We start from the raw sequence: 22431 nt of genomic DNA on the forward strand, positions 1-22431 counted from the left end.
GCTTTAAATTCTTTGTCCCCAGAAATTCGTACAGCGTTGGCCAAGGGGCAATTATCTCGAAACCCTCCTCCACCAACTCACTGAACACATCCAGAGAAGTGCTGTGCCACTCGTCACCCGAGTCGCACAGCCCTATCCAAAAGCATGAGTCTACCAACGCCCTCTTCATGCATCAACATCTTCATATTCTTTGCTCTCAACTGCATAACCCGCCCACGGGGCCTTCTTTCTGGCCCCGAACAGGAAATCACCTTTCATCTTGCCCGAGCTCGACTCTTTGAACACGACATACAGCCGATCTTTCTTGGAAAGTTTCACTGCCTTGGAGATATCTTTCCTGAGGCTGTCAAGCAGGTTGCCACTGAATTCGTAAGAAAAAAAAGCCAGGCCATTCACGCACTCCCTCGCGCCTTTCTCGTCCAGCCATTCGTAAAGCGATTCGACATCTCCTCCGAATTCAAAGTCATACGAGAGGAACACTGACTTCTTGGCCATAAGATCTCTCCTACAGTTTCTTCTCTGCTCCCGCCTTCCCCTGGTCCACGGCCTTGGCCACGGCGTCGAGCACGCCGTTGACGAAACCGGGCGAGTTCTCGTCGCCGAACTCCTTGGCCAGCTCCACGGCCTCGTTGAGGGCCACGCGCAGGGGGATGTCCTCCACGTGGAGCATCTCGTAGACGCCCAGGCGCAGGATGGTCAGCTCCACCTTGGCGATGCGGGCGATCTTCCAGTTCTGGGCGTGCCTGGAGATGAGCTTGTCCAGCTCCTCCCGGGCGTTCCACGCGCCCTTGACCAGTTCCTGGGCGTAGCCGTCGCCGGGCTCTTCGGGGAGCCCGGGGTCCTCGGGGGCGTTCTGCACGGCCTTGAGGAGCCCCCTGTCGCTGACGGGGGGCTCGAAGTCGAAGCCGTAGAGGATCTGGAAGGCGCGGCGGCGGGCGCGGCGCCTGGGCGTGCGGGGGCCCGACACTAGAGCTGCTCCAGGACCCGCACCAGCTCCAGGGCGGCGGAAGCGGCTTCCACGCCCTTGTTGCCGGCCTTGGTTCCGGCGCGCTCGATGGCCTGCTCCAGGTTGTCGGTGGTCAAAAGGCCGAAGCCAACGGGCACGCCGGTCTCCAGGCTGACCATGGCCAGGCCCTTGGTGCACTCGCCGGCCACGAAGTCGAAGTGGGGGGTGTGGCCCCTGATCACCGCGCCCAGACAGACCACGGCGGCGTACTTGCCCGAGGCGCAAAGCTTCTTGGCGGCCAGGGGCATCTCGAAGGCCCCGGGCACGCGCACGAGGGTGATGTCCTCGCGTTCGGCCCCGTGGCGGGCGAGGTAGTCCACCGCGCCGCCCACCAGGCGGTCCACGATGGTGTCGTTGAAGCGCGAGGCCAGGATGGCGAACTTGAGGCCCTTGGCCGTCATCTGGCCTTCGATGGTGCGGATCTGGGTCATGGCGGGTTCCTTACTTGGTCTCCAGGTTGAGCATGTGGCCCATCTTCTCTTTCTTGGTGAGCAGGTAGTCGAAGTTTTCCACGCAGGCGTTCATCTCGATGGGCACGCGCTCCACCACTTCCAGGCCGTAGCCTTCGAGCCCCACGATCTTCTTGGGGTTGTTGGTGAGCAGGCGCATCTTGGTGACGCCCAGGGCCACCAGCATCTGCGCGCCGATGCCGTAGTCGCGCAGGTCGGCCTTGAAGCCCAGCTTGCGGTTGGCCTCCACGGTGTCCAGGCCCTGGTCCTGGAGGGCGTAGGCCTTGATCTTGTTGGCCAGGCCGATGCCGCGCCCTTCCTGGCGCATGTAGAGGGCCACGCCCTTGCCCTCGCGGTCGATGGCGCGCAGGGCCTGCTGGAGCTGCCCGCCGCAGTCGCAGCGCAGGCTGCCCAGCACGTCGCCGGTGAGGCACTCGGAGTGCACGCGCACCAGGATGGGCTCGCCGGGGACGATTTCGCCCTTGACGATGGCCAGATGGGTCTTGGGGGTGGGCCCGCTGGTCTCGAAGGCGATGACGCGGAAGCCCTCGCCGTAGCAGGTGGGCAGGGCGGCCTCCGCGACCTTGCTCACGGCCAGGTGGCCGAAGCGCATGCGGTAGCGGATGAGGTCGGCGATGGAGGCGATCTTGAGGCCGTGCTTCTTGGCGAACTCCACCAGGTCCGGCATGCGGGCCATGTTGCCGTCGTCGCGCATGATCTCGCAGATCACGGCGCAGGGCTTGAGGCCCGCCAGGCGCGAGAGGTCCACGCTGCCTTCGGTCTGGCCGGCGCGCTCCAGCACGCCGCCCGAGCGGGCGCGCAGGGGGAAGATGTGGCCCGGGGAGACCACGTCCTCGGCCTTCACGCCGTCGGCCACGGCCGTGAGGATGGTGGTGGCGCGGTCGTAGGCCGAGATGCCGGTGGTGACGCCCACGCGCGCCTCGATGGACACCGTGAACCCGGTCCCGAACTGGGACTGGTTCTGGTCGGTCATGAGCGGCAGCTTGAGCTTGTCGGTCCACTCCGGCGACATGGGCAGGCAGATGAGCCCGCGTCCGTGCACGGCCATGAAATTGATGATTTCGGGGGTGACCTTCTCGGCGGCGATGGTCAGGTCGCCCTCGTTCTCGCGGTCTTCGTCGTCCACCAGGATGATCATTTTGCCCTGGCGGATCTCCTCGATGGCTTCCTCGGTGGTGCAAAGGGGCATGGGACGGTCCTCCTGAAGCGGTCGCGGGCGCGATCGCCTGAACGCGAATCAGTAGTGCGGAACCCGAAAAAGGGCAAGCGCCCGCAAGGAGGAGGAACGGCCGGTTCAGAATCCGTGATTTCTCAGGAATTCCTCTGTGATGGCGGAGGGTTTGGACCTGGCGGCGAAGGGTTCGAGCATGCGGGCCACGTATTTGCCGATGAGGTCGCACTCCATGTTCACGGCGCGACCGGCGCACCAGCCGTCGATGGTGGTCTCGGCCTGGGTGGCGGGGATGACGTTCACGCTGAGCCAGTCCTGCCCGCAGGCGTTCACGGTGAGGCTCACGCCGTCCAGGCAGACCGAGCCTTTCTCCACCACGAACACGCCGAAGCGCTCGGGGAACGAAAGCGTGTAGCGCACGCTCTCCCCGGCGGGGGCGGAGGACTCCACACGGGCCAGGCAGTCCACGTGCCCGCTCACCAGGTGGCCGCCCAGGCGGTCGCCCAGGGCCAGGGCGCGCTCCAGGTTCACCAGCGAGCCCATGGCCAGCTCGCCCAGGTTGGTCTTCTCCATGGTCTCTGCCGAGGCGTAGGCGAAGAAGGCGTTGGGCGCGGCCTCCTCCACGGTGAGGCACACGCCGTTGACCGCGATGGATTCGCCCAGCACGATCCGGGGCAGGTCGAAGTCCGCGCGCACCCCGAGGCGCATCTGCGCGCCCCGGCGCGTGAGCGCCGTGATCTTTCCCGTACCCTGCACCAGACCCGTGAACATGGCGTCCTCCCGATCCTCGATGGCCTTCTAGTGCACCCTCCGGGACGCTTTGTCAAAACGTACGGCGCGACGCATCGCGCAGCGTCGGCAACGCATCGCGCGGGCATCGTCACGGCCCGGGACTGCGCGGCAGGCGCGGTCCGCGACCGGGTCCCGGTTTCTAGAAACGCAGCGTCAAGATGTTTGCCGCATCGCCGGGAAAGAGCTTCATGGACGTGCTCGATACAGTGCGCAACAGTCCCCTTTTTTCAACCTAAAGGAGAAAAAGTACGTGGCCGATATTTACACGGCGCGGCGCGTTCGTGTATCGCGTCGGGACACCACCCGCGTTTTTCAGGAGAACCACATGGACGACTATCTCAAGGAAGCATTGGAAATCGTCAAGGCTCAAGCAAGCGTTCGCAACATGACCGAAGAGGAAATCACCTCCATGGTCAAGAAGGTCGCGGAGGGCATCCGCGGCATCAGCGAAGGCGCTCCCGTTGCGGAGGAGGGCTCCGGCCCCGCCACCGACCCGAAGAAGGCCATCAAGGAAAAGTCCGTCACCTGCCTGGAGTGCGGAAAGACCTTCAAGATCCTCACCAAGAAGCACCTGGCCACCCACGGCGTCACCGCCGACGAATACAGGGCCAAGTACGGCTACAAGAAGGGCACGCCCCTGGTGAGCAAGTCCCTCCAGCGCGAGCGCCGCACCAAGATGAAGGACATGAAGCTCTGGGAAAAGCGCAAGAAGGCGAAATAAGCCCGCACCACCGGGCAGCTTCCATCACCCACAGCACCGCCCCCAGGCCAGAGGCCTCGGGGGCGGTGTTGTTTTGTGAGCCCGGAGGCGCGCGGACCGTGCGCGCGACGCCCCCGCCCGCCGTCCCTTCCGGATGCCGCGCCGGGCGGCAGCACGCGGGCATTGCGCATGCAGCGCGACCCCGCACCGGGGCCTCGCCGCACGGTCGTTCGCCGACGAGAGTCCTTGACCCGGGAGCCCCCGCAATCTAGCATGACTCATGGACTTCTCCCTCCAGACCCTGGACCAGGGGCTCCTGGCCTCGCTCTCCGGCAGGCTCGATCATGACGGCGTGGCCTCCTTCGAGGCCCGCTCCCCGGGCCTGCTCGACGCGGCCGGGACCTCCTGCCTCGTCCTGGACCTGTCGCAGCTGGACTACCTCTCCAGCGAGGGGCTGCGCGCCCTGATCTCCCTGGGCCAGAAGGCCCGCGCCCAGGGCGTGTCCCTGGTCTTCTGCGGCCTGGGAGGCCTTGTGCGCGACCTCTTCGACATCTCGGGCCTCTTCCAGGTGTTCACCGTGGCGGAGAGCCCCCAGGCGGCCTTCCGGGCGGCCCGCCGTGGCTGACCGGCCGCCTCCCGCCCCGGCCGCGCACGCCGGACGCCCCCGCGTGGGCCTGGTGATGGGCTCCGAGGGCTTGCGCGCCTTCGCGGCCATCCCGGTGTTCCAGTTCCTGCGCGAGCAGGGCCTGGGGCCGGACCTGCTGGTGGGCGCGGGCGGCGGAGCCTTCATCGCCGCCCTGGCCGGGGCCGGGTTCGACCTGGCCCAGGTGGAGGAGGCCTTCCGGGCCATGGGCGACAAGCGCCTCTTCACCGAGCTCGATCCGGCGGCGGCCCTCTTCCTCAATCAGGGCCAGGCGCCCCGCGTGAACGCCGAGACAGGCCTGGCCGACTCCGCGCGCCTGCGCGGCGTGTACGGCCGCGTCTTCCGGGGCCTCCGCCTGGAGAACCTCTCCACAAGGACCGTGCTCACCGCCACCGACGTGCGCACCGGCGAGTCCGTGGCCCTGGACCAGGGTTCCCTGGCCGAGGCCGTCTACGCCGCGGGCAACCCCTTTCCCCTCACGCCGCCCCTGGTGCGCGGCGAACAGTGGCTGGCCGACGGCTCCTACACCCAGCCCCTGCCCACCCTGGAGGCCGTGCGCCGGGGCATGGACGTGGTGGTGGCCGTCTACGCGCAGGACGATTTCGCGTCGCTGCCCGCCGGTCTCGGCGAATCCTACCTCAACGTGATCCGCTCGTTCCGCAAGTCCATGCTGCGCGCCCAGACGTTCCAGACGCTGCAATGCTCCGGCGAGGAATTGGTGGTGGTGATGGCCAGGCCGCGCAAGCGCGCGGGGCTGGAGGCCGGGGATGATTTTTCGTCCATCCTCGAGGCGGGCGCACAGGCGCTGGAGCGTATGCGCGGGTCCATACTCGACGCCGTGGCGGCCAAACGCTTCGGCCGCACCGCCGCCGGGCCCCTGCTCCAGGAGCCTGACCCGCCCTCCGCGCGCCCAAGCAGCACCCCCGGGGACTGACGGGGCGCGGCCCGCTCCGGCGACGGCATCCGCGAAGACCCGGTGCGGGCGGGGGTGGGGCGGGCGGGAAAACCTCGGATGACACGGCCGGACAATCCGGCTAACCTCTCCCGGTGAGGGATGGCAACCGGGCGCAAGCGCCCGAAACCACGGAGGCTCCCATGCGATTGAAACTGTTCTGGATCGTCCTGACCGCGCTGTTCCTCGTCACGTCCTGCACGGGCATCCGCTCCATTGCCCCGGAGGACGTGGCCGGCACTCCCTCCCAGTACGCCACCGTGTCCGCCCCGCCAGACCCCGCTCTCATGGGCCACTGGCGCAGGCCCCAGCCTGGCAACCTGGAGAGGCCCTGGCTCTTCCAGTACTATCTGGTGAAGAAGGGCGACAAGTACGCCGTCTACTACTATTACGACTCCCAAAAGAAAAACTCCTTCAAGGGCTGGGCCAGCTTCTCCATCGACGGCTCCAGCATGACCTCCGGCGTCGACGGCGTGGTCTTCTACGCCAAGAACGGCAAGGTGTTCATGATCTGGCCGGGCCGCGACCAGCACTATCCCATGGAAAAGCTGGACTAGCGCACCCAACACAGAACCCAGCGGAGGCGCGCATGGCCGTCGTCAGGGCCGTCAGCGTGAGCGACAGAAAGGGGGCCAAGAAGGCCCCCGTTGAATCCGTGGAACTGGTGGCGGACCACGGCGTGGCCGGGGACGCCCACGCCGGGAGCCACCGTCAGGTGAGCCTGCTGGACTTCGGCAGCATGGAGGGCATGCGCCTGCTGCTGCCCACCATCGGACCCGGCTCCTTCGCCGAAAACCTCGCCGTGGAGGGGCTCAACGCCCTGGGCCTGGCCCTGGGCGACCGCCTCGGCGTGGGGCCCGACGCCGTGCTGGAGATCACCCAGATCGGCAAGGAGTGCCATCAAGGCTGCGAGATCCGCCGCATCGTGGGCGATTGCATCATGCCCCGCCAGGGGCTTTTCGCCCGCGTGCTCCAGGGAGGGCCCGTGCGCCCCGGAGACGGCGTGCGGCGCATCGACTCCTGATGCCCGGCGGGCACGCCTCGATCTTCCAGGGCCTCTCCTGGCGCCTGGCAAAGTGGGTGTTCCTCTTTTCGCTCTCCGTGGCCGCAGTGCTCTCGGGTCTGGGCCTGTGGTCCAGCGGGAAGGACTTCCTGGCCGAAAAGGAGGCCCTTCTGGTCCAGGTGGGCCAGGTGAACCTGGACACCCTCTCCAACGCCATCTGGCACATGGACCAGCAATCCCTGCGCATGCAGCTCGGCGGCCTGCGCCGCCTCCCCGACGTGGAACTGGCCGAGGTCACAAGCGAAGGCGCGGTGCTGGCCGCCGCCGGGCGCGAGGAAAGCCGCGAACGCCTGGAGCGCGTCTACCCCCTGCGCTACGAGTTCCGGGGCGTCGCCCGCGACGTGGGCCAGCTGCGCCTGGTGCTGGGCCTCGACGCCGGGCGAGAGCGCATCGAGTCCGACGCCCTGCGCGCGGCGGCCCTGGAGACCACCCGGACCATGCTCCTGGCCGGCGCCCTTCTGTTTCTTTTCTACTCCCTCGTGGCCCGGCACCTCCGGCGCATGGCCGAACACGCAGCCGGGCTCACCCTGAGCGGCCTGGACAAGCCCCTGGTCCTGGATCGGCCGCCGCCCGGTCCCTCCGGCCCGGACGAGCTGGACCGCCTGGCCGGGGCCATGGAGTCCATGCGCGCGGGGCTCTCCGCTTCGGTGGCCGAACTGAGACAGGCCAACGAGCACCTGCGCCAGGAGGTTCGCCTGCGCCAGGAAGCCGAGACCCAACTGCGCGCCACCCGCGCCGCCCTGCGCAACATCCTGGATTCCATGCCCTCCATGATCGTGGGCCTCTCCCAGGATCTGGGCGTCACCCACTGCAACGCCACGGCCGCCGCCTTCGCGGGGGTGGACCCGCCCCAGGCCTTCTCCCGCCCCCTGACGGAGGTGCTGCCGGGCCTCGTCGGCCTTGAGCAGGAGCTGCGCGAGGCCGTCGTCCAGGGCGCGCCCCTCACGTGCAGGCGGCTGCGCCTGGAGAGGGACGGCCAGCCCCTCTTCGTGGACCTCTCGGTCTACCCCCTCCTTGGCGAGGCCGGACGCGGGGCGGTGCTGCGCCTGGACGACGTGACGGAACTGGCGCGCATGGAGGAGTTCCTGGTCCAGTCCGAGAAGATGGCCTCCCTGGGCAGCCTGGCGGCGGGCATGGCCCACGAGATCAACAATCCCCTGGCGGGCATGCTCCAGAACGCCCAGACCCTGGAGCGCCGCCTCGGCAGCGGTCTTGCCGCCAACGAACGCGCCGCGCGCGAGGCGGGCATCACACTGGAGGCCCTGGAGCGCTATCTCCAGGCGCGACAGGCCCCCATGCTCCTGGAGGCCCTGCGCACCTCGGGCGAACGCGCCGCGCGCATCGTGCGCAACATGCTCAAGTTCGCCCGCCGGGGCCAGCCGCGCCACGAGCCCCAACACCTCGCGCAGATCCTGGACTCGGCCCTGGAGCTGGCCCAGAACGACTACAACATGAAAAAGAACTTCGACTTCCGGCGCATCCGCATCACGCGGGACTACGACCCCGCACTCCCCCCCGTGCCCTGCTCCCCCCAGGAAGTGGAGCAGGTGGTGCTCAACATCCTCCAGAACGCCGCCCAAGCCATGTGCGACCGGGCAGACGCACCCGCCGTCCCCGCGCTGCACATCGCCACCTGCCGCGAGAACGGCATGGCCGTGGTCACCATCCGCGACAACGGCCCCGGCATGGAGGAATCCGTGCGTCGGAGAGTCTTCGAGCCTTTCTTCACCACCAAGCCCCTGGGAGAGGGCACGGGCCTGGGACTCTCCGTGAGCTATTTCATCATCGCACAGAACCACGGCGGCAGCCTGGAAGTGGCTTCCGCCCCGGGCCAGGGGGCCGCGTTTGTCCTCAAGCTGCCGATCGCCCCCCCTCCTCCGCCCCCCCCCAGCGTGGTCTGAGAAGGCCCGAAAAAAGTTTCCATACCAAGGCAAGGGGTTGCGCCGCCCCCCTCCGGTTCCCCCCCGTGAGGCACTAAAGCCCCCGGCCGGAGGGCCGATAGGGTTTGCGTGCTCAACAACAGGTGACGCCATGGAACTCAAGGACCCCACAAACGCCGGCCAGCGGCAGGACCTCCCCTCGGAAAGCCCCGAGGACCGGGCAGCGCGCGTAGCCGAAATCAAGCGCCTCGTGCAGATGGGACGCTACCGCGTGGACGGCCGCGAGATCCTCTACAACATGCTCAAGACCGCTCCCTGACGCCTCGCGCCTCCCCGGCTTGACTTTCCCGCCCCCATCCGCTTTAGTTCTGGAACATTGCGCCAACCATCCGCTTCCAACACGAGAGGAACGCCATGCCCAGACCCCATGTCGACCAGGACGAATGCATCTCCTGCGAATCCTGCGTGCAGATCTGCCCCGCCGCCTTCGAGATGAACGACGACGGCAAGGCCCAGGAGCTCGAAAGCGCCACCGGCGCGGAAGAATGCATCCAGGAGGCCATGGACACCTGCCCGGCCGAGTGCATCCACTGGCAGGACTAGCGCCGCCCCCGCGGCCGCCGCAAGGAGCGCCATGCAGCCTCTCGAAAAACACCTGCTTGTGACCATTTCCGAAGACGTGAACGCCCTCTTCGGGCTGCGTTTCGTCTTCAGCTTCTTCGCCCGCACCGATCTGGCGCGGCTCACCCTCTTCTACGTCTCGCCCAGGCCAGCCCCCGGACGCGAATTCCAGGAGAGCCTCTCCCCCTACTGCCAGCCCGGGCAGGACCCGGGATTCGGGCAGAGCTGCCGCCAGCCGCCACCGGCGCTGGCCGCCGCCAGGGACTGGCTTCTGGACATGGGCTTTCCCGCCGACCGGGTGGAGCTCAAGAGCGCCCCGGCCAAGCTGGGCACGGTCAAGGACATCGCCGCCGAGGCAGAACGCGGCCTCTACGACGCCGTGGTCCTGGGCCGACGCGGCCTTTCCTGGTTCGACGAAATCTTCGACGATTCCATCACCCACCGCCTGCTCTGGGAGTCCATCACCTTCCCCCTGTGGGTCTGCCGCAACCCGGCGCGCCACCGCCGCAACGTGCTCCTGTGCGCCGACGGCTCCGAGCAGGCCCTGCGCGTGGCCGACCACGTGGGCTTCATCCTGCGCGACGAACCCGAACACTCCGTGACCATCTTCCACAACCGCGCCCTGGGACTGCCCGAGGGCGAACGCGTGGAGCAGATCATGGCCCGCACCGGCGAGGTGCTCCTGCAAAACGGCATCAGCGAGGAGCGCATCGACTACCTGGTCAAATCCTCCAAGGACGCGGCCGGGCTTATCCTCAAGGAGGCCGAACGCGGCGAGTACGCCGCCGTGGCCGTGGGCCGCTCCGCCGACAAGCCCGACACCCTCTCCAACATCTTCGGCTCCACGAGCCTGACGCTCCTGCGCAAGCTCGAAGGGGCCGCCCTCTGGATCTCCAAATAGACCGCCGCGCCGGGGGGATCGCCCTCCCGGCGCGGCCAGGGTTTTGACATTTCCCGGGAAAACGGCCACTCCTGCCGCCGGGAGCACCCGCAATGAAACGCAAAGTCCTTTTCCTGGTGGCGGACGGCATGGGCGGCTGGCCCGGCGAGATCGACGGCGGCACGGCCCTGGAGGCCGCCGAAACCCCGGTGATGGACGCCCTGGCCGCCGCAGGCGTCGCGGGAACGGCCCGCACCATCCCCCCCGGCATGCCCCCGGGCTCCGACGTGGCCAACATGGCCCTGCTGGGCTTCGACCCGGCCCGGCACCACACCGGACGCGGCCCAATCGAGGCCGCCGCCCAGGGCCTGGAGCTGGCCCCCGACGACCTTGTCTGGCGGCTCAACCTGGTGAGCGTCTCGCGCTTCGACGCCTCCGGGACCATGCTCGACTACTCCGCCGGGCACATCGCCACGGCCGACGCCGTGCCCCTGGTGCGCAGCCTGGACCGGGAGTGCGCCCGCTGCTCCGACGCCTACAGCCCCTTCGCCCTGCACCCGGGCGTGCAGTACCGCCACCTGCTCGTGCAGCGCGGCGCGGCCCACGCGCCCGAGGCCGGGCTCGCCGTGCGCCCGCCCCATGACATCACCGGCCAGCCCATCGCCCAGGACCTGGAGACCATCGGCGCCTCGCCCCTTCTCTGGAGCCTCACCCGCTGCGCCGCGCGCCTGCTGGAAGGCCCGGACAACGCCACCAAGGCCAACGCCGTCTGGCCCTGGGGCCAGGGACGCACCCTCACCCTGCCCTCCTTCGAGGCGGCCTTCGGGCTCAAGGGCGCTGTGGTCTCGGCCGTGGACCTCATCCGGGGCCTGGGCCGCGCGGCGGGCATGGAGGTGCTCGACGTGCCCGGGGCCACGGGCCTGCTCGACACCGACTACGAAGGCAAGGTGGCCGCCGCCGCCCGCTTCCTGGAACACGGCGACTTCGTCTTCGTGCACCTGGAAGGCCCCGACGAGTGCGGCCACGGCGGCGACGCCGCCTGCAAGGCCGAAGCCATCGCCCGGTTCGACGCCCGCGTGGTGGCCCCCCTCACCCGGGCCTTCCCCGAGGCCGTTTGCCTCATCACCTGCGACCACCTGACCCCCCTGGCCAAACGCACCCACGTGGACGACCCCGTGCCCTTCCTGCTGCACGCCCCCGGGTTGAAATCCAACGGCGCGGAGCGCTTCAGCGAGGCCCAGGCCGCCGCCAGGGGGCTTTGCGTCGATCCCGGCCACGAACTTCTCGCATGGGCCCTGGCCCGGGCGTCGGAGGCCTCGTGATCCGCCCCGGCGAGCCCTTCCCCTCGCCCGAGGCGGTCTTCCGCCTCCATGTGAGCTACGGCGAGACCGACGCCATGGGCGTGGTCTACTACGGCAACTATCCCCACTGGTTCGAGCGCGCCCGGGGCCTCTTCCTGCGCGAACGCGGGCTCTCCTACGCCGAGGTGGAGCGCCGGGGCTTTCTGCTGCCCGTGCGCGAGATGGCCGTGCGCTACCTGGCCCCGGCCCGCTACGACGAGGAGGTGGCCGTGCGCGCGGGCATCAGCGTCTGGGGGCGCGCCTCCGTCACCTTCGCCTACCAGGTGTACGGCCCCCCCGAAACGTCCCGGCTCCTCTGCCTGGGGCAAACCCAGCACGCCTGCACGGACCCTGCGGGAAAGCCCGTGGCCGTGCCGTCCTGGCTCAAGGAACTCTGCGCCCGGTGACCCTCGACATCCACACCCACGCCTTCCATCCCAAGATCGCCGGGAAGGTCCTCGTCCAGCTCGAAAGCCACTACGGCATCCGCCCCGTGGGCGCGGGCGAGGCGGGCGACCTCCTGGAGCGCCTGGACCGCGCCGGCCTGGACCGCGCCGCCGTGCACGCGGCGGCCACGGCCCCCGCCCAGGTGATCCCGGCCAACAACTGGGCCATCGAAATGGCCCGGACCATGCCCCGCCTGATCCCCTTCGGCACCATGCACCCGGGCTTCCCCGACTACGAGGACGAGCTGGACCGCCTGGAACGCGCGGGCATCCAGGGCATCAAGATCCACGCCGATTTCCAGGGCTTCCGCCTGGACGACCCGGCCCTGCGCCCCATCCTGGAGGCCATGCGCGGCCGCTTCACGGCCATGTTCCACGTGGGCGACCGCCTGCCGCCCCACAAGAACCCCTCCTGCCCGGCCAAGCTCGCCGCCATCCACCGCGACTTCCCGGGCCTGACCGTCATCGCCGCCCACCTGGGGGGCTACCTGCACTGGGCCGAGGCCCTGGAGCACCTGGCGGGCAGCGAGGTCTACGTGGACACCTCCTCCACCCTGCCCTTCATCGACGACGCCCTCCTCAAGGCCATCCTGGACCGCCACCCGCCGGAACGCGTGCTCTTCGGCTCCGACTACCCCCTTTTCGACCCGGGCGAGGAAATCGCCGCGCTCCAGGCGCGCCTCAGGCTTCCCGACGCCCGCCTGGAACTCCTTCTCGGCGCCGGGGAGTCGCTCTTCCGCCCTTTTGACAAGCAGGCCCCGGCATCTTAGAGAGGAATCTATCCTGTCCGACCGACGGAGGAATGCCGTGCGCGTACTGCTCGTGGAAGACGAAATCACCCATCGCCTGCTCATGCAGCGCTCCCTGCGCGACCTCTGCCAGACCGACGTGGCCGTCAACGGCCAGGAGGCCGTCGCTGCCTTCGAGCTTGCCCGGAAGGAAGGCGAACCCTACGATCTGGTGCTCCTGGACCTGGAGATGCCCGTCATGGACGGACAGCAGGCCCTCAAGGCCATCCGCGCCCTGGAAAAGGACCTGGGCGTGCCCCCCGGCCGGGAAGTTCCCGCCCTGGTGATCACCGCGCACGACGACCAGCGCAACGTCTGCGACGCCTTCTTCAAGGGGCTGGCCACGGGCTACTTGGTCAAGCCGGTGCGCATGGCCGAACTGCGCGCGCGCATGGCCGAACTGGGCCTGGCCTGATACGACACCGCACGCCTCCGGCTCAACGCCGGGCGCTCCCCGGGCAAACCCGCAGGACGCCGCGGACAGGCGGCGCAAGCCTTTTCGCCCCCCTCCATTGACATCGACTCTCATTTGCACTATCACTTGGCCATGCACCACCGCCTCCACTCGAACCAAGCAAGGACTGCCATGGTTTCCCTGAAGGATTGTCCTGAAGGCAGCGTCGTCCGTATCGAAGACCTCCACGGGGACCCCCTCTGCAGAGGCCGCCTGTGCGCCCTGGGCATCACGCCGGGAGTGGAGGCCCGCGTCTGCGGCGACGGCGATTGCTGCCGCATCCGCGTGCGCGGCGGAGAGTTCTGCCTCGGGGCCGAAATGGCCGGGCGGGTCATGGTTTCCCACATTCGCGAGGCATAAAGGAGCCGTCATGCTGGAAAAAATCATCGTCGCAGCGCTGGTGGCCCTGGCAGGGGCGTACCTGGCGCGCCGTTTTCTGCGCGGCAGGACGCGGGGGGGATGCGGTTGCTCCGGTTCCTCCTCGGGCGGGGGCTGCTGCCAGGAACTGGGGCCCATGCCCAAGTCCGGCGCGACTCCGGGTGGATCCGGGTCAGGCGGGAGCGGTTGCGGCGGCGCTTGCGGTTGTTCACGCGGCAGCTGACCTTTTTTTAAAACCCTCCAATTGAGACTGACTCTCAAGGTCTTTAAGCTTATGAAAGAGCACCGTTCCATCCGGCAAATGGCCGTCGGCGAGAAGGCGTGCATCGCGCGCATCTCCGCGGAGGGAGAACTGGGCAGACGCATCCGCGACATGGGCCTCGTGCCCGGGGCGGAGGTGGAGATCGTGGGACGCGCGCCCCTGAACGATCCCGTGGCCCTGCGCCTGAAAGGCTTCACCCTTTCGCTGCGCAACAACGAGGCGGACTACCTGTTCGTCGCCAAGAGGAACGGAGACCAGGCATGAGCCAGACCCAGCACCGCGCGGCCGCCGAGAGCGCCGCCCCCCTTCACGATCAGGGCCTGCGCCTGCACACCGTTGCCCTGGCCGGCAACCCCAACGCTGGCAAATCCACGCTGTTCAACGCCCTCACGGGCGCACGCGCCCATGTGGGCAACTATCCCGGCATCACCGTGGAGAAGAAGGTGGGCCGCGTGCGCGCGGGCGACACCGTGCTCGAAGTGGTGGACCTGCCCGGGGCCTACTCCCTCACGGCCTACTCCGCCGAGGAACTGGTGGCCCGCGACTTCCTGGTGGAAGAGCGTCCCTCCGCCGTGGTGGACGTGGTGAACGCAGGCGCTCTGGAGCGCAACCTCTACCTCACCGTGCAGTTCATGGAACTGGGCATCCCCCTGGTGCTGGGCCTGAACATGATGGACGAGGCCCGGCGCAACGGCGTGCACGTGGACGTGAAGCGCCTCTCCTCCATCCTGGGCTGCCCGGTCACGGAACTGGTGGCCCGCACCGGCGAGGGCGTGCAGGAGCTGTCGCTTGCCGCCGCCAAGGCCGCCCGCGAGGCCAAGGGACAATGGAAGCCGCTCGAAATCTCCTACGGGCCGGACCTGGACCCCGCCATCACCGAGATGACCGCGCGCATCCTGGCCAAGTCCTTCCTCAAGGAACGCTATCCCGCGCGCTGGATCGCCCTGAAATACATCGAGAACGACTCCCAGATCATGGATCTGGGCCGCGCCGCCGACCCCGAACTGGCCGCGTGGCTCGAAGCCCGCGTGCAGCAGGTGGCCACCCATCTGCGCGCCACCCTGGGCACCTATCCCGAGGCCGTGGTGGCCGACTATCGCTACGGCTACATCGCCTCGGTGCTCAAGGGCGTGCTCAAGCGCGACGACCTGGGTGACCGCGTGGAGCTTTCCGACCGCATCGACCTTCTGCTCACGCACAAGGTGCTGGGTCCTGTCCTGATGTTCGGGGTGATCTACCTGATCTACCAGCTCACCTTCACGGTGGGGCAGGTCCCCATGGACTGGCTGGAGGCCGGATTCGGCCTGCTGGGCGAAACCGTGAGCGCGGCCCTGCCCGAGGGCATGCTCCGCTCGCTCCTGGTGGACGGCGTGATCGCGGGCGTGGGCGGCGTGATGGGCTTCGTGCCCCTGGTGATGATCATCTTCCTGCTCATCGCCTTCCTGGAGGACTCGGGCTACATGGCGCGCATCGCCTACATGCTCGACCGGGTGTTCCGCATCTTCGGCCTGCACGGCTGTTCGGTGATGCCCTTCATCATCTCGGGCGGCATCGCGGGCGGCTGCGCCCTGCCGGGCGTCATGGCCAGCCGCACCCTGCGCAGCCCCAAGGAGCGCATCGCCACCATCCTCACCGCGCCCTTCATGACCTGCGGAGCCAAGCTCCCGGTGTTCATCCTGCTGGCGGGCGTGTTCTTCCCCGACCACGCCGCCCAGGCCATGTTCGGCATGACCATGCTGGGCTGGGCCATGGCCCTGTGCGTCTCCTGGATGCTGCGCTCCACGGTGGTGCGCGGCGAGTCCACCCCCTTCGTCATGGAGCTGCCTCCCTACCGCCTGCCCACCCTGCGCGGCCTGGCAATCCACACCTGGGAGCGCACCTGGCAGTACATCAAGAAGGCCGGCACCGTGATCCTGGCCGTCTCCGTGGTGGTCTGGGCCGCCATGACCTTCCCCGGCCTGCCCGAGGACAAGGAGGCCGCCTTCGAGGCCCGCAAGGCCGAGATCTCCGAGCGCGTCGCCGCCCTGGAGGCCGCCGAGGCCGCCCAGCCCGAAGCCAAGGAGGCCGCCGAGGCCAAGCCCGGCGAAGCGGACAAGGCCGGAATGCAGAGCGCCGAGGCCCCCAAGGCCGAGGGCGAAGAGGCCCCCAAGGCCGAAGGCGGGCTGGAAGCCCTACAGGCTCAGCTGGAGGACATCGAGAAGGAACAGGCCGCCGCGACACTGGAGTCCTCCCTGGCCGGACGCCTGGGCCTGGCCCTGGAGCCCGTGAGCCGCTGGGCCGGGTTCGACTGGCGCACCAACATCGCCCTGGTGGGCGGGTTTGCGGCCAAGGAGATCATCGTGTCCACCCTGGGCACGGCGTATTCCCTGGGCGCCGTGGAGGCCGAGGAGGCCGACCCCCTGGCCGAGAAGCTCGCCCAGGCGGGCATCCCCCTGGCCGCCGGCCTCGCGCTCATGGTGTTCATCCTGCTCTACTCGCCCTGCTTCCCCACCGTGGTGGCCATCGGCAAGGAAACGGGCTCCTGGAAGTGGGCCGTGTTCTCCATGACCTTCAACACCGTCTTCGCCTTCGTGCTGGCCGTGGCCATCTTCCAGGTCGGCACGCTCCTGTTCCCTTAAAGGCGCACCCTCGCGCCGATCCCTCCCCGGACCGTCCGGCCGCAAGGCCGGGCGGTCCGGCGGTTTCGGGCAGTTCGGCCCCGCGAATTTCCCCGAAACACTGCGCGAAGCGCAGCCTGGAGCAGGGCGGCTTTGCCGCCCGTATGCGGCTCCGGCAAACGCCGTCCCCTGCGTTTGCACTCCTGCAAGAAGACCGCCCGGCCCCAAGGCCGGGCGGCTTCGTTTTGGCCATCCCTTGCCCGAATCAACATTGACAAACAAATTCAAATGACCTATTTGAACATGGCAAGCGATATCCTTCCATCGAACCATTTCAAGGAGGTGACGGCGTGCGCCCTGATCACAAAAAACAACTCCTGAACGCCACGATGGCCATCCTCGCGGGTTTGGTCCTCATGGTGGCGCCGGAAATCGTTGAGGGAGGCCTGAAGGCTGGCTACGCCAACGGCGAGGAGTACGCCCGCTCGACGGCCGGCCGAATCATCGCCGCCGTCAAGCATCCTGCGGAGCTCCTGGCGTACCTGCTGATGGGTTTCCCCTTCGTCTCCTTCTTCGCACGAGGCGTCTTCAAGGAGGTGTGGGAATACTTCCTGATGGAGCCCACCGAGAAGATGTTCGCCGATGTGTCGCAACACCTCAAGAACGTCTCCGACTCGATCAACGGGTACACGAGCAAACAGCTGCCCTACGAAGCCCTGGAGCAGCAGTTCACGGAGAACGCCTACGGCGTTCACTCCTTCATGGAGAAGCAGAGCCTCTACCACTACGTGGCGAAGAACATCCTGCAGCCATTCTGCAAGACGCCGCACCGTTCGATGATGGAAAAGCGGATCGACATCCGCGAAAGCGGCATCGCGAGCCATTTCGCCTGGCACGAGGAAACGCAATTCAAGATCCATCATCCGCTCTACCGGGACGGGGACGGGTTCGGGATCTTTCCGCTCTTCTGGTCCTCGTCCATCATGAGCGCCTACGAGGACAAACACAAGATCAGCATCCTCGTCGACAACGAAGAACTCATCCCCGCCATCCCGACCAAACGCAGGCCCATGGAGAACGAAGGGGGCTTCTTCATCTACGCGGACTCGGAATGGACGACCTACAGTTTCTACCAGCAGATCCCGGTGCGAAGGCCCTTTGTTCCCGTTCTCACCGAGGAGCACGCGCTCAGCTGCGTCGACGACAACGTCTTCACGGCCACCATCAACGAACCCACCTTCGGGTATACGCTGATCATGAACCTGCCCGACGGGTACGTCTTCAAGGACACCCCGGAGTGCGGACTCCTGCAACTGTACAAGGGGGTCAAGGAGAGGATCAACACGGCACAGTGCCCCGACGACATCTGCAAGGTGTCCATCAGGGAAAATCGGCTGAAGATCGAAGCGAAAGGGTGGCTGCTCCCGGGCATCGTCTTCAACATCCGCTGGCAGGAAAAAGCCTAGGAACAGTTCCTCCCTCGGCTCTCGGGCGGAAAAGCGCGCTCCCATCGGGACGGACCACGCCGTCCGGCGTCCAGGCCGCACGACAAGGCCCCCGGGACCACAGGGCACACAAAAGCCAAGGGCGCGCCGGTTACCCGGCGCGCCCTCGGCGTGATGACAGACCCGAGAATGAGAATCGCGTGAGGCGTCTCCGGAAGACAGAACCGCCCTGCTCCCGTCCTGTCTTCGCAGGGCTGCCGCCCAAGCCGCAAGCTCCATTTGCCGCCAACAGAGGGTGCCGTGCACCCTGCGCCCCCCGTCGCAAACCCGAAGGCACGGGCCCTAGCCGTTTTCAGGCGGCAATGCCGTCACGCTCCGATCCGCGCGCTGTGCAGCCGACCGTGCCCTACAGCCGGCGCGACGGGCAGACGAAAGGCGCGACGGTCGCCCGCGCGCCTTCACTCGAGTGAGACCATGTCAATTCGTGGATCGCTTCATGATCCGGCCTCCTGATGTTGCGACAGCCTGGGGCCGCCACACGTTGATCGATGCTACACACTCGATATTTTACACATGCCCGGCGCAATGTAAACATCTTTCACCGACAAACCCAGCCACGTCCCAACCGACTGTTTCTTCGCAACTTTACGACCTGCCAAGCGGAGTCCTCCGCCGGACTCGGGCTCCGTGAATGTGCGCAGACACGCCTCTCCCAGGATCCGCAACAAGCCATTCCTCCGCGTAACCCCGTCCCCTCCTCGCCCCTCTAGTACCATGACCGGCATGCGCAACCGCACCAAGCCCCCGGCTTGACCCGGCGCCGCCCAGGGAGCACCCTGGCGGCAGGCATGCCGGAATCGGACCGTGACCGCTTCAGCGGGACCGGATCGGCCCGCCGGTGGGAGGGGAGTCCCCGCCCGCGCGGTCAGGAGACCATGAAGAACGTGCCCGAATCGGATTCCGGCAGCAGCGTCGACGACGCCCAGGCCGTGCGCATGGTGCTCGAAGGCCGCACCGAGGCCTTTGCCATCTTGGTCAGACGCCATCAGGACTACCTGTTCGGCCTGCTCAGACGGCACATGCCCGTTGCAGAGGTGCCGGAGGCCGCCCAGGACGCCTTCGTCAAGGCCTTCGAGAAGCTGGGGCCGCTCAAGCAGCCCGAGTCGTTCCGGGCATGGCTCTCCTCTCTGGCCATCCGCCGGGCCATCCGGTACTGGCGCGAGACGGGATCGCGCGGGGAGGTGTCGCTCAGCCTCGCGGGCGAGGACGGCCAGACCTGGCTGGACGCCTTCCTTGCCGACGGATCGCGGGAGCGCCACGAGGAAATGGTCCGTCGCCAGGAGGCAAGCTCCGTGGTGACCTGGCTCCTGGGACGCGTGAAACCCGACGACAGGATCGCCCTGGGGCTCTTTTACGCGGGCGACCACGAACTGACGGAAATCGCCTCCATGCTCGGCTGGAGCGTGGAAAAGGTGAAAGTGCGCCTGCACAGGGCGCGAAAGACCATGGCCGAGGCCCTGCGGGGGGCTGGCCTGGCTGGAGGGACCGCATGAACGGGGAAAAGGACTTCCGCCGTCTCGATCTGCTGATGGAACAGGCTTTCCGGAATCCCCCGGAGGCTTCCGCCACGCCGGGCTTCGAGGCCCGCGTCATGGCCCGCCTGGCCGAGGCCCGGCGATCCCTGAGCTTCTGGGACATCCTGCCGGGAGTGGCCCGGCCGCTGTTGGCCTCGGGCTTCGCCGCCGCCCTGCTCCTGGGGGCTCTGGCCTTCAAGGGCCTGGGCCGCGCGGGAGAACTGGCCCTGGCCGCCACCTATTCCGGCGACGCCATCACCCGCTGGCTGGCGCTCTAGGAGGCCCCGTGACGCGCACGCAAGGATGGCTCCTGGCTGTGGCCCTGCTTGTCTGCGGCATGGCCGTGGGCGCGCTTGGCATGGAGGCCTGGCGCGTCTGGTTCGGCGGCCCCTTCGGCCACTTCGGGCGCATGGAACGCCTGGGGCCCGCGGCCTTTGTGGTGGAGCGCATGACCCAGGACCTGGGGCTCAGCGCGGAACAGGGCAAGGCCCTCACCCCCCTGATCGAGGAGATGTTCGCCAGGACCGCCGAGGCCCGCAAGCCCTTCCTGGAGGCCGAGGAAGCCCTCTTCGAGCAGTACCAGGCGCGCATCCGCGCCCTGCTCACCCCCGAGCAGGCCCGCAAGCACGAAGAAATCATGGTGCGTCTGCGCGAGCACCGCAAGCGCATGCTCTCCGGCCCACCCGGGCCGCCCCCGCCGCCGGACGGACGCCGAGGCCCCCCGCCCCCGCCGCCGGGACCGGCCGGGCCGCCGCCCTGGCTCTCCCCCGGCGAGCCCAAAGGCCCGCCGCCGGGACAATAGATCGTCCCCTCCCGAGGCCTGATCCCCAAGGGCCGCACCAGAAGGCCCCGTGTCCGCGCACGGGGCCTTCCGCGTTTCGCGGGCCTTTCTCAAACCTTTCGCCCCACCATCTGGAGGATGTTGAAGTATTGTCCCGCACCCGCGTCCATCATCGTCCTGTCGCTCCGGGCATAGGGGTTGGGGGATTGCAGCCATTCGTCCCAGGCCTGCTGGCACGAGTCCATTTCGCGCAGCACGTCGATCTCCAGGCCGGGTTCCTTCGCCCAGAGCGCCCGCCACCAGCCGGGGGAATAAAAAAACCACTCCGGCGTCCAGTAGGGCTGGATTTCCGGCGGCAAGCCCCCTTCGGGAAAATCCTGGTTGAATCCGGGCACGGCGACGGCCACATGGCCGCCCGGCTTCACCAACGGCAGGAGCTTCGGGAGCATGGCCTCGTTGCTGCCGAAGTACTGATAGGCATCCACGCTGACGATCATGTCGAAGGAGTCCTCAGCGAACGGAATCTCTTGCGTTGCGTCAACCAGGAAAGCGAAGATTTTCGAATCAAGCCCCAAGCTTGCGAAGCGCGCCGCATTTTCGCCTGGAGCGATCCACAAGTCGGCCGCAAACACCGTCACGTCGAATTTTTCCGCAAGAAGGATGGAAGATATTCCCATTCCGCACCCCAGGTCGAGGATGCGCATTCCCGGAGAAAGAGGGAGATCGTGCGCCATTTCTTCCATGATGCGCATGGCGTTCGGTCCCATCATGGTTTCCATAAGAAAGGCCTTGTCGTACTTGTCGGTAAACGGCGTGTCCATGGTCATCCCCTTTGTGCCTGTGAATGTTCAAGGACATTCTTCTCGCGTACAGGCCCCGAATGCACCCCACGAGACGTTTCCGAAAAAAGAAAGCGCCCTGAACCAGATCAGGGCGCTCCCGGATGTCAGCCTTTTTTTTCGGCGCTAAGGATTTTGTAGATGGCCTTTGTCGACAGGAAATATTGCCTGGCCAACTCGGCGGCGGAACAGCCCGCCATGCGTCTGGCCCGAATCTCCCTGTTTCTCGCCCGGAGCGTCTCCCTGGTTTCCGTATGGGTACCCCACGGCAGCTTGCCGTCCTCTTTGCGCGGGATATAAAGACACTCGCCGTCTATGTACTGTTGAACCGCGCTCAACAAGGAGCGCGGCAAGACATCGCTCGCCTTCTTGTAGCTCATCGTGCTCCTCCCAAGCATCGTCAGGAACGAGCAAGAGCTCTTGCCGGGAAATCAATTCGTTGTGCAACAGCCCTTGCCATGCATAACGACAGAATCCATTGCTCTGAACATGAACACCTCTTGCGATGTTGGTTGTTTCCGACACGACGGATTGCCCTGCAGGTCGACAGAGCGCACGGCAAAGCCGGGGTCCGCCTGGCGCGTCGGCTGCGTCGCCCTCTCAGGCGGCCAGGCCCCTGCAGACCGGCAGCGCTCTGATTGCGCCTCTCGCGCCAGGCCAGGGTGACGGCGCGGCGCGCAAGCCGGACGGTCCTCAGCGCCGGGCGCTGAGCAGGAAGACGGGATAGCTTCGGGACTGGCCGTCCGGTCCGGGCTTCACCAGGCGGTGCACCTCGCGGGTGCGCACGCGCCCGAACCCGGCGTCGACGAAGAGCGAGGCAAGGGCCTCGGGCTCGAAGCCCTTGTGGAAGGCGTGCATGCCATTTCCGTGGAAGCTGCCGTCCTCCAGGGCCAGGTCGGCCACGGCCGCGCGGCCTCCCTCGGGCAGCAGGGCGTGGAAGGCGCGCACCGCCGCCCGTACGTCCTGCACGTGGTGCAGGACCATGGAGGCGGTCAGGGCCTCGGGCCGGGACAGCTCCCGGGGCCAGGCCTGCTCGAAACTCCAGAGCAGAGGGACCAGGGTGTCCAGCCCGGCCGCCCGGGCCTTTTCCCGCAGCACCTCCAGCATGGCCTCGGAGGTGTCGGCGGCCACCACGCGGGCCGCGCGCGGGGCCAGCCACAGGGAGACCAGGCCCGTTCCCGCGCCGTAATCCAGCACGGTGCGCGTGCCGTCCAGGCCGAGGGATTCGGCCATGGCCGCGCCCACCACGCGGGCCAGTTCCACGCGGGCGGGGTTGTCGTCCCAGGTGCTGGCCACCTGGTCGAACTGGGAGGGCCGGGCGGGGGCGTCTTCGAACATGGGCGGGCTCG

At 67.6% G+C, this 22431-nt stretch carries 29 protein-coding genes; 21 read left to right on the top strand and 8 right to left on the bottom strand.

All coding sequences use genetic code 11. The features are described 5' to 3' along the window. Window positions 1-165: 165 nt before the first annotated feature. From ACV4UX_RS00505 to ACV4UX_RS00525, 5 genes are all read right to left on the bottom strand, one after another. Window positions 166-495 carry a hypothetical protein gene (locus ACV4UX_RS00505; protein WP_491591381.1) on the bottom strand — a complete coding sequence of 110 codons (330 nt, stop codon included), beginning with the start codon at window positions 493-495 and terminating at the stop codon, window positions 166-168. 10 nt (window positions 496-505) lie between these two features. Then, window positions 506-967, bottom strand: coding sequence for a transcription antitermination factor NusB (nusB, locus tag ACV4UX_RS00510; RefSeq protein WP_491591382.1), 462 nt, complete (start codon window positions 965-967; stop codon window positions 506-508). Beyond that, on the bottom strand, window positions 967-1437 hold the full coding sequence (ribH, locus tag ACV4UX_RS00515) for a 6,7-dimethyl-8-ribityllumazine synthase (protein ID WP_491591383.1): 471 nt from the start codon (window positions 1435-1437) through the stop codon (window positions 967-969). Before ribH ends, nusB begins: the two co-directional genes overlap by 1 nt. A gap of 10 nt (window positions 1438-1447) precedes the next feature. Then, window positions 1448-2665, bottom strand: coding sequence for a bifunctional 3,4-dihydroxy-2-butanone-4-phosphate synthase/GTP cyclohydrolase II (locus ACV4UX_RS00520; RefSeq protein ID WP_491591384.1), 1218 nt, complete (start codon window positions 2663-2665; stop codon window positions 1448-1450). A gap of 105 nt (window positions 2666-2770) precedes the next feature. Next, a complete protein-coding gene (locus tag ACV4UX_RS00525) occupies window positions 2771-3418 on the bottom strand; it encodes a riboflavin synthase (protein WP_491591385.1) in 648 nt (215 codons plus the stop codon). A gap of 346 nt (window positions 3419-3764) precedes the next feature. Here ACV4UX_RS00525 and ACV4UX_RS00530 point away from each other — a divergent pair, with 346 nt between their 5' ends. The 21 genes from ACV4UX_RS00530 (at window position 3765) to ACV4UX_RS00630 (ending at window position 20264) form a co-directional block, all read left to right on the top strand. After that, window positions 3765-4160, top strand: a complete 396-nt coding sequence (locus ACV4UX_RS00530; protein ID WP_491591386.1) for a Ros/MucR family transcriptional regulator — start codon at window positions 3765-3767, stop codon at window positions 4158-4160. 259 nt (window positions 4161-4419) lie between these two features. Next, window positions 4420-4764, top strand: a complete 345-nt coding sequence (locus ACV4UX_RS00535; protein ID WP_491591387.1) for an STAS domain-containing protein — start codon at window positions 4420-4422, stop codon at window positions 4762-4764. Next, complete coding sequence (locus ACV4UX_RS00540; RefSeq protein WP_491591388.1) at window positions 4757-5716, top strand: patatin-like phospholipase family protein; 960 nt, start codon at window positions 4757-4759, stop codon at window positions 5714-5716. The genes ACV4UX_RS00535 and ACV4UX_RS00540 overlap by 8 nt, the downstream gene beginning before the upstream one ends. Window positions 5717-5877: 161 nt before the next feature. After that, window positions 5878-6291 carry a hypothetical protein gene (locus tag ACV4UX_RS00545; protein ID WP_491591389.1) on the top strand — a complete coding sequence of 138 codons (414 nt, stop codon included), beginning with the start codon at window positions 5878-5880 and terminating at the stop codon, window positions 6289-6291. A gap of 32 nt (window positions 6292-6323) precedes the next feature. Then, window positions 6324-6758 carry an MOSC domain-containing protein gene (locus tag ACV4UX_RS00550; protein ID WP_491591390.1) on the top strand — a complete coding sequence of 145 codons (435 nt, stop codon included), beginning with the start codon at window positions 6324-6326 and terminating at the stop codon, window positions 6756-6758. Beyond that, on the top strand, window positions 6758-8698 hold the full coding sequence (locus ACV4UX_RS00555; RefSeq protein WP_491591391.1) for an ATP-binding protein: 1941 nt from the start codon (window positions 6758-6760) through the stop codon (window positions 8696-8698). Before ACV4UX_RS00550 ends, ACV4UX_RS00555 begins: the two co-directional genes overlap by 1 nt. 130 nt (window positions 8699-8828) lie before the next feature. Then, a complete protein-coding gene (locus tag ACV4UX_RS00560; RefSeq protein ID WP_491591392.1) occupies window positions 8829-8996 on the top strand; it encodes a flagellar biosynthesis anti-sigma factor FlgM in 168 nt (55 codons plus the stop codon). 95 nt (window positions 8997-9091) lie between these two features. Next, window positions 9092-9280, top strand: a complete 189-nt coding sequence (locus ACV4UX_RS00565; protein WP_491591393.1) for a ferredoxin — start codon at window positions 9092-9094, stop codon at window positions 9278-9280. 31 nt (window positions 9281-9311) lie between these two features. Continuing rightward, window positions 9312-10199, top strand: coding sequence for a universal stress protein (locus tag ACV4UX_RS00570; protein WP_491591394.1), 888 nt, complete (start codon window positions 9312-9314; stop codon window positions 10197-10199). A 92-nt stretch (window positions 10200-10291) separates the two neighbouring features. Then, window positions 10292-11500 carry a 2,3-bisphosphoglycerate-independent phosphoglycerate mutase gene (gene apgM / locus ACV4UX_RS00575; protein ID WP_491591395.1) on the top strand — a complete coding sequence of 403 codons (1209 nt, stop codon included), beginning with the start codon at window positions 10292-10294 and terminating at the stop codon, window positions 11498-11500. Continuing rightward, window positions 11467-11925: an acyl-CoA thioesterase gene (locus tag ACV4UX_RS00580; RefSeq protein ID WP_491591396.1), complete on the top strand. Its 459-nt coding sequence runs from the start codon at window positions 11467-11469 to the stop codon at window positions 11923-11925. Before apgM ends, ACV4UX_RS00580 begins: the two co-directional genes overlap by 34 nt. Next, a complete protein-coding gene (locus tag ACV4UX_RS00585) occupies window positions 11922-12734 on the top strand; it encodes an amidohydrolase family protein (protein WP_491591397.1) in 813 nt (270 codons plus the stop codon). The genes ACV4UX_RS00580 and ACV4UX_RS00585 overlap by 4 nt, the downstream gene beginning before the upstream one ends. 37 nt (window positions 12735-12771) lie before the next feature. Then, a complete protein-coding gene (locus ACV4UX_RS00590; protein ID WP_491591398.1) occupies window positions 12772-13167 on the top strand; it encodes a response regulator in 396 nt (131 codons plus the stop codon). 132 nt (window positions 13168-13299) lie between these two features. Beyond that, window positions 13300-13566, top strand: coding sequence for a FeoA family protein (locus ACV4UX_RS00595; protein WP_491591399.1), 267 nt, complete (start codon window positions 13300-13302; stop codon window positions 13564-13566). Between the two features lie 10 nt (window positions 13567-13576). Continuing rightward, window positions 13577-13807, top strand: coding sequence for a FeoB-associated Cys-rich membrane protein (locus ACV4UX_RS00600; RefSeq protein ID WP_491591400.1), 231 nt, complete (start codon window positions 13577-13579; stop codon window positions 13805-13807). A gap of 78 nt (window positions 13808-13885) precedes the next feature. After that, window positions 13886-14110, top strand: a complete 225-nt coding sequence (locus tag ACV4UX_RS00605; protein WP_491591401.1) for a FeoA family protein — start codon at window positions 13886-13888, stop codon at window positions 14108-14110. Further along, window positions 14107-16464: a ferrous iron transport protein B gene (gene feoB / locus ACV4UX_RS00610; protein ID WP_491591402.1), complete on the top strand. Its 2358-nt coding sequence runs from the start codon at window positions 14107-14109 to the stop codon at window positions 16462-16464. Before ACV4UX_RS00605 ends, feoB begins: the two co-directional genes overlap by 4 nt. A gap of 329 nt (window positions 16465-16793) precedes the next feature. Next, window positions 16794-17909, top strand: a complete 1116-nt coding sequence (locus ACV4UX_RS00615) for a hypothetical protein (protein WP_491591403.1) — start codon at window positions 16794-16796, stop codon at window positions 17907-17909. Window positions 17910-18823: 914 nt separating this feature from the next. Continuing rightward, window positions 18824-19441, top strand: a complete 618-nt coding sequence (locus ACV4UX_RS00620; protein ID WP_491591404.1) for an RNA polymerase sigma factor — start codon at window positions 18824-18826, stop codon at window positions 19439-19441. Beyond that, window positions 19438-19740, top strand: coding sequence for a hypothetical protein (locus tag ACV4UX_RS00625; RefSeq protein WP_491591405.1), 303 nt, complete (start codon window positions 19438-19440; stop codon window positions 19738-19740). Before ACV4UX_RS00620 ends, ACV4UX_RS00625 begins: the two co-directional genes overlap by 4 nt. Window positions 19741-19748: 8 nt before the next feature. Beyond that, the gene (locus tag ACV4UX_RS00630) at window positions 19749-20264 is read left to right on the top strand and encodes a hypothetical protein (protein ID WP_491591406.1); all 516 of its coding nucleotides are present in this window, start codon (window positions 19749-19751) and stop codon (window positions 20262-20264) included. 89 nt (window positions 20265-20353) lie between these two features. Here the strand turns inward: ACV4UX_RS00630 and ACV4UX_RS00635 are convergent, their stop codons facing one another. From ACV4UX_RS00635 to ACV4UX_RS00645, 3 genes are all read right to left on the bottom strand, one after another. Beyond that, entirely contained in the window at window positions 20354-21070 is a 717-nt protein-coding gene (locus ACV4UX_RS00635) for an SAM-dependent methyltransferase (RefSeq protein ID WP_491591407.1), read from the bottom strand. A gap of 119 nt (window positions 21071-21189) precedes the next feature. After that, the gene (locus tag ACV4UX_RS00640; RefSeq protein ID WP_491591408.1) at window positions 21190-21462 is read right to left on the bottom strand and encodes a CD3324 family protein; all 273 of its coding nucleotides are present in this window, start codon (window positions 21460-21462) and stop codon (window positions 21190-21192) included. A 313-nt stretch (window positions 21463-21775) separates the two neighbouring features. Beyond that, window positions 21776-22420: a class I SAM-dependent methyltransferase gene (locus ACV4UX_RS00645; RefSeq protein ID WP_491591409.1), complete on the bottom strand. Its 645-nt coding sequence runs from the start codon at window positions 22418-22420 to the stop codon at window positions 21776-21778. Window positions 22421-22431: the final 11 nt, after the last annotated feature.

It is taken from the genome of Fundidesulfovibrio sp. (assembly GCF_058402725.1).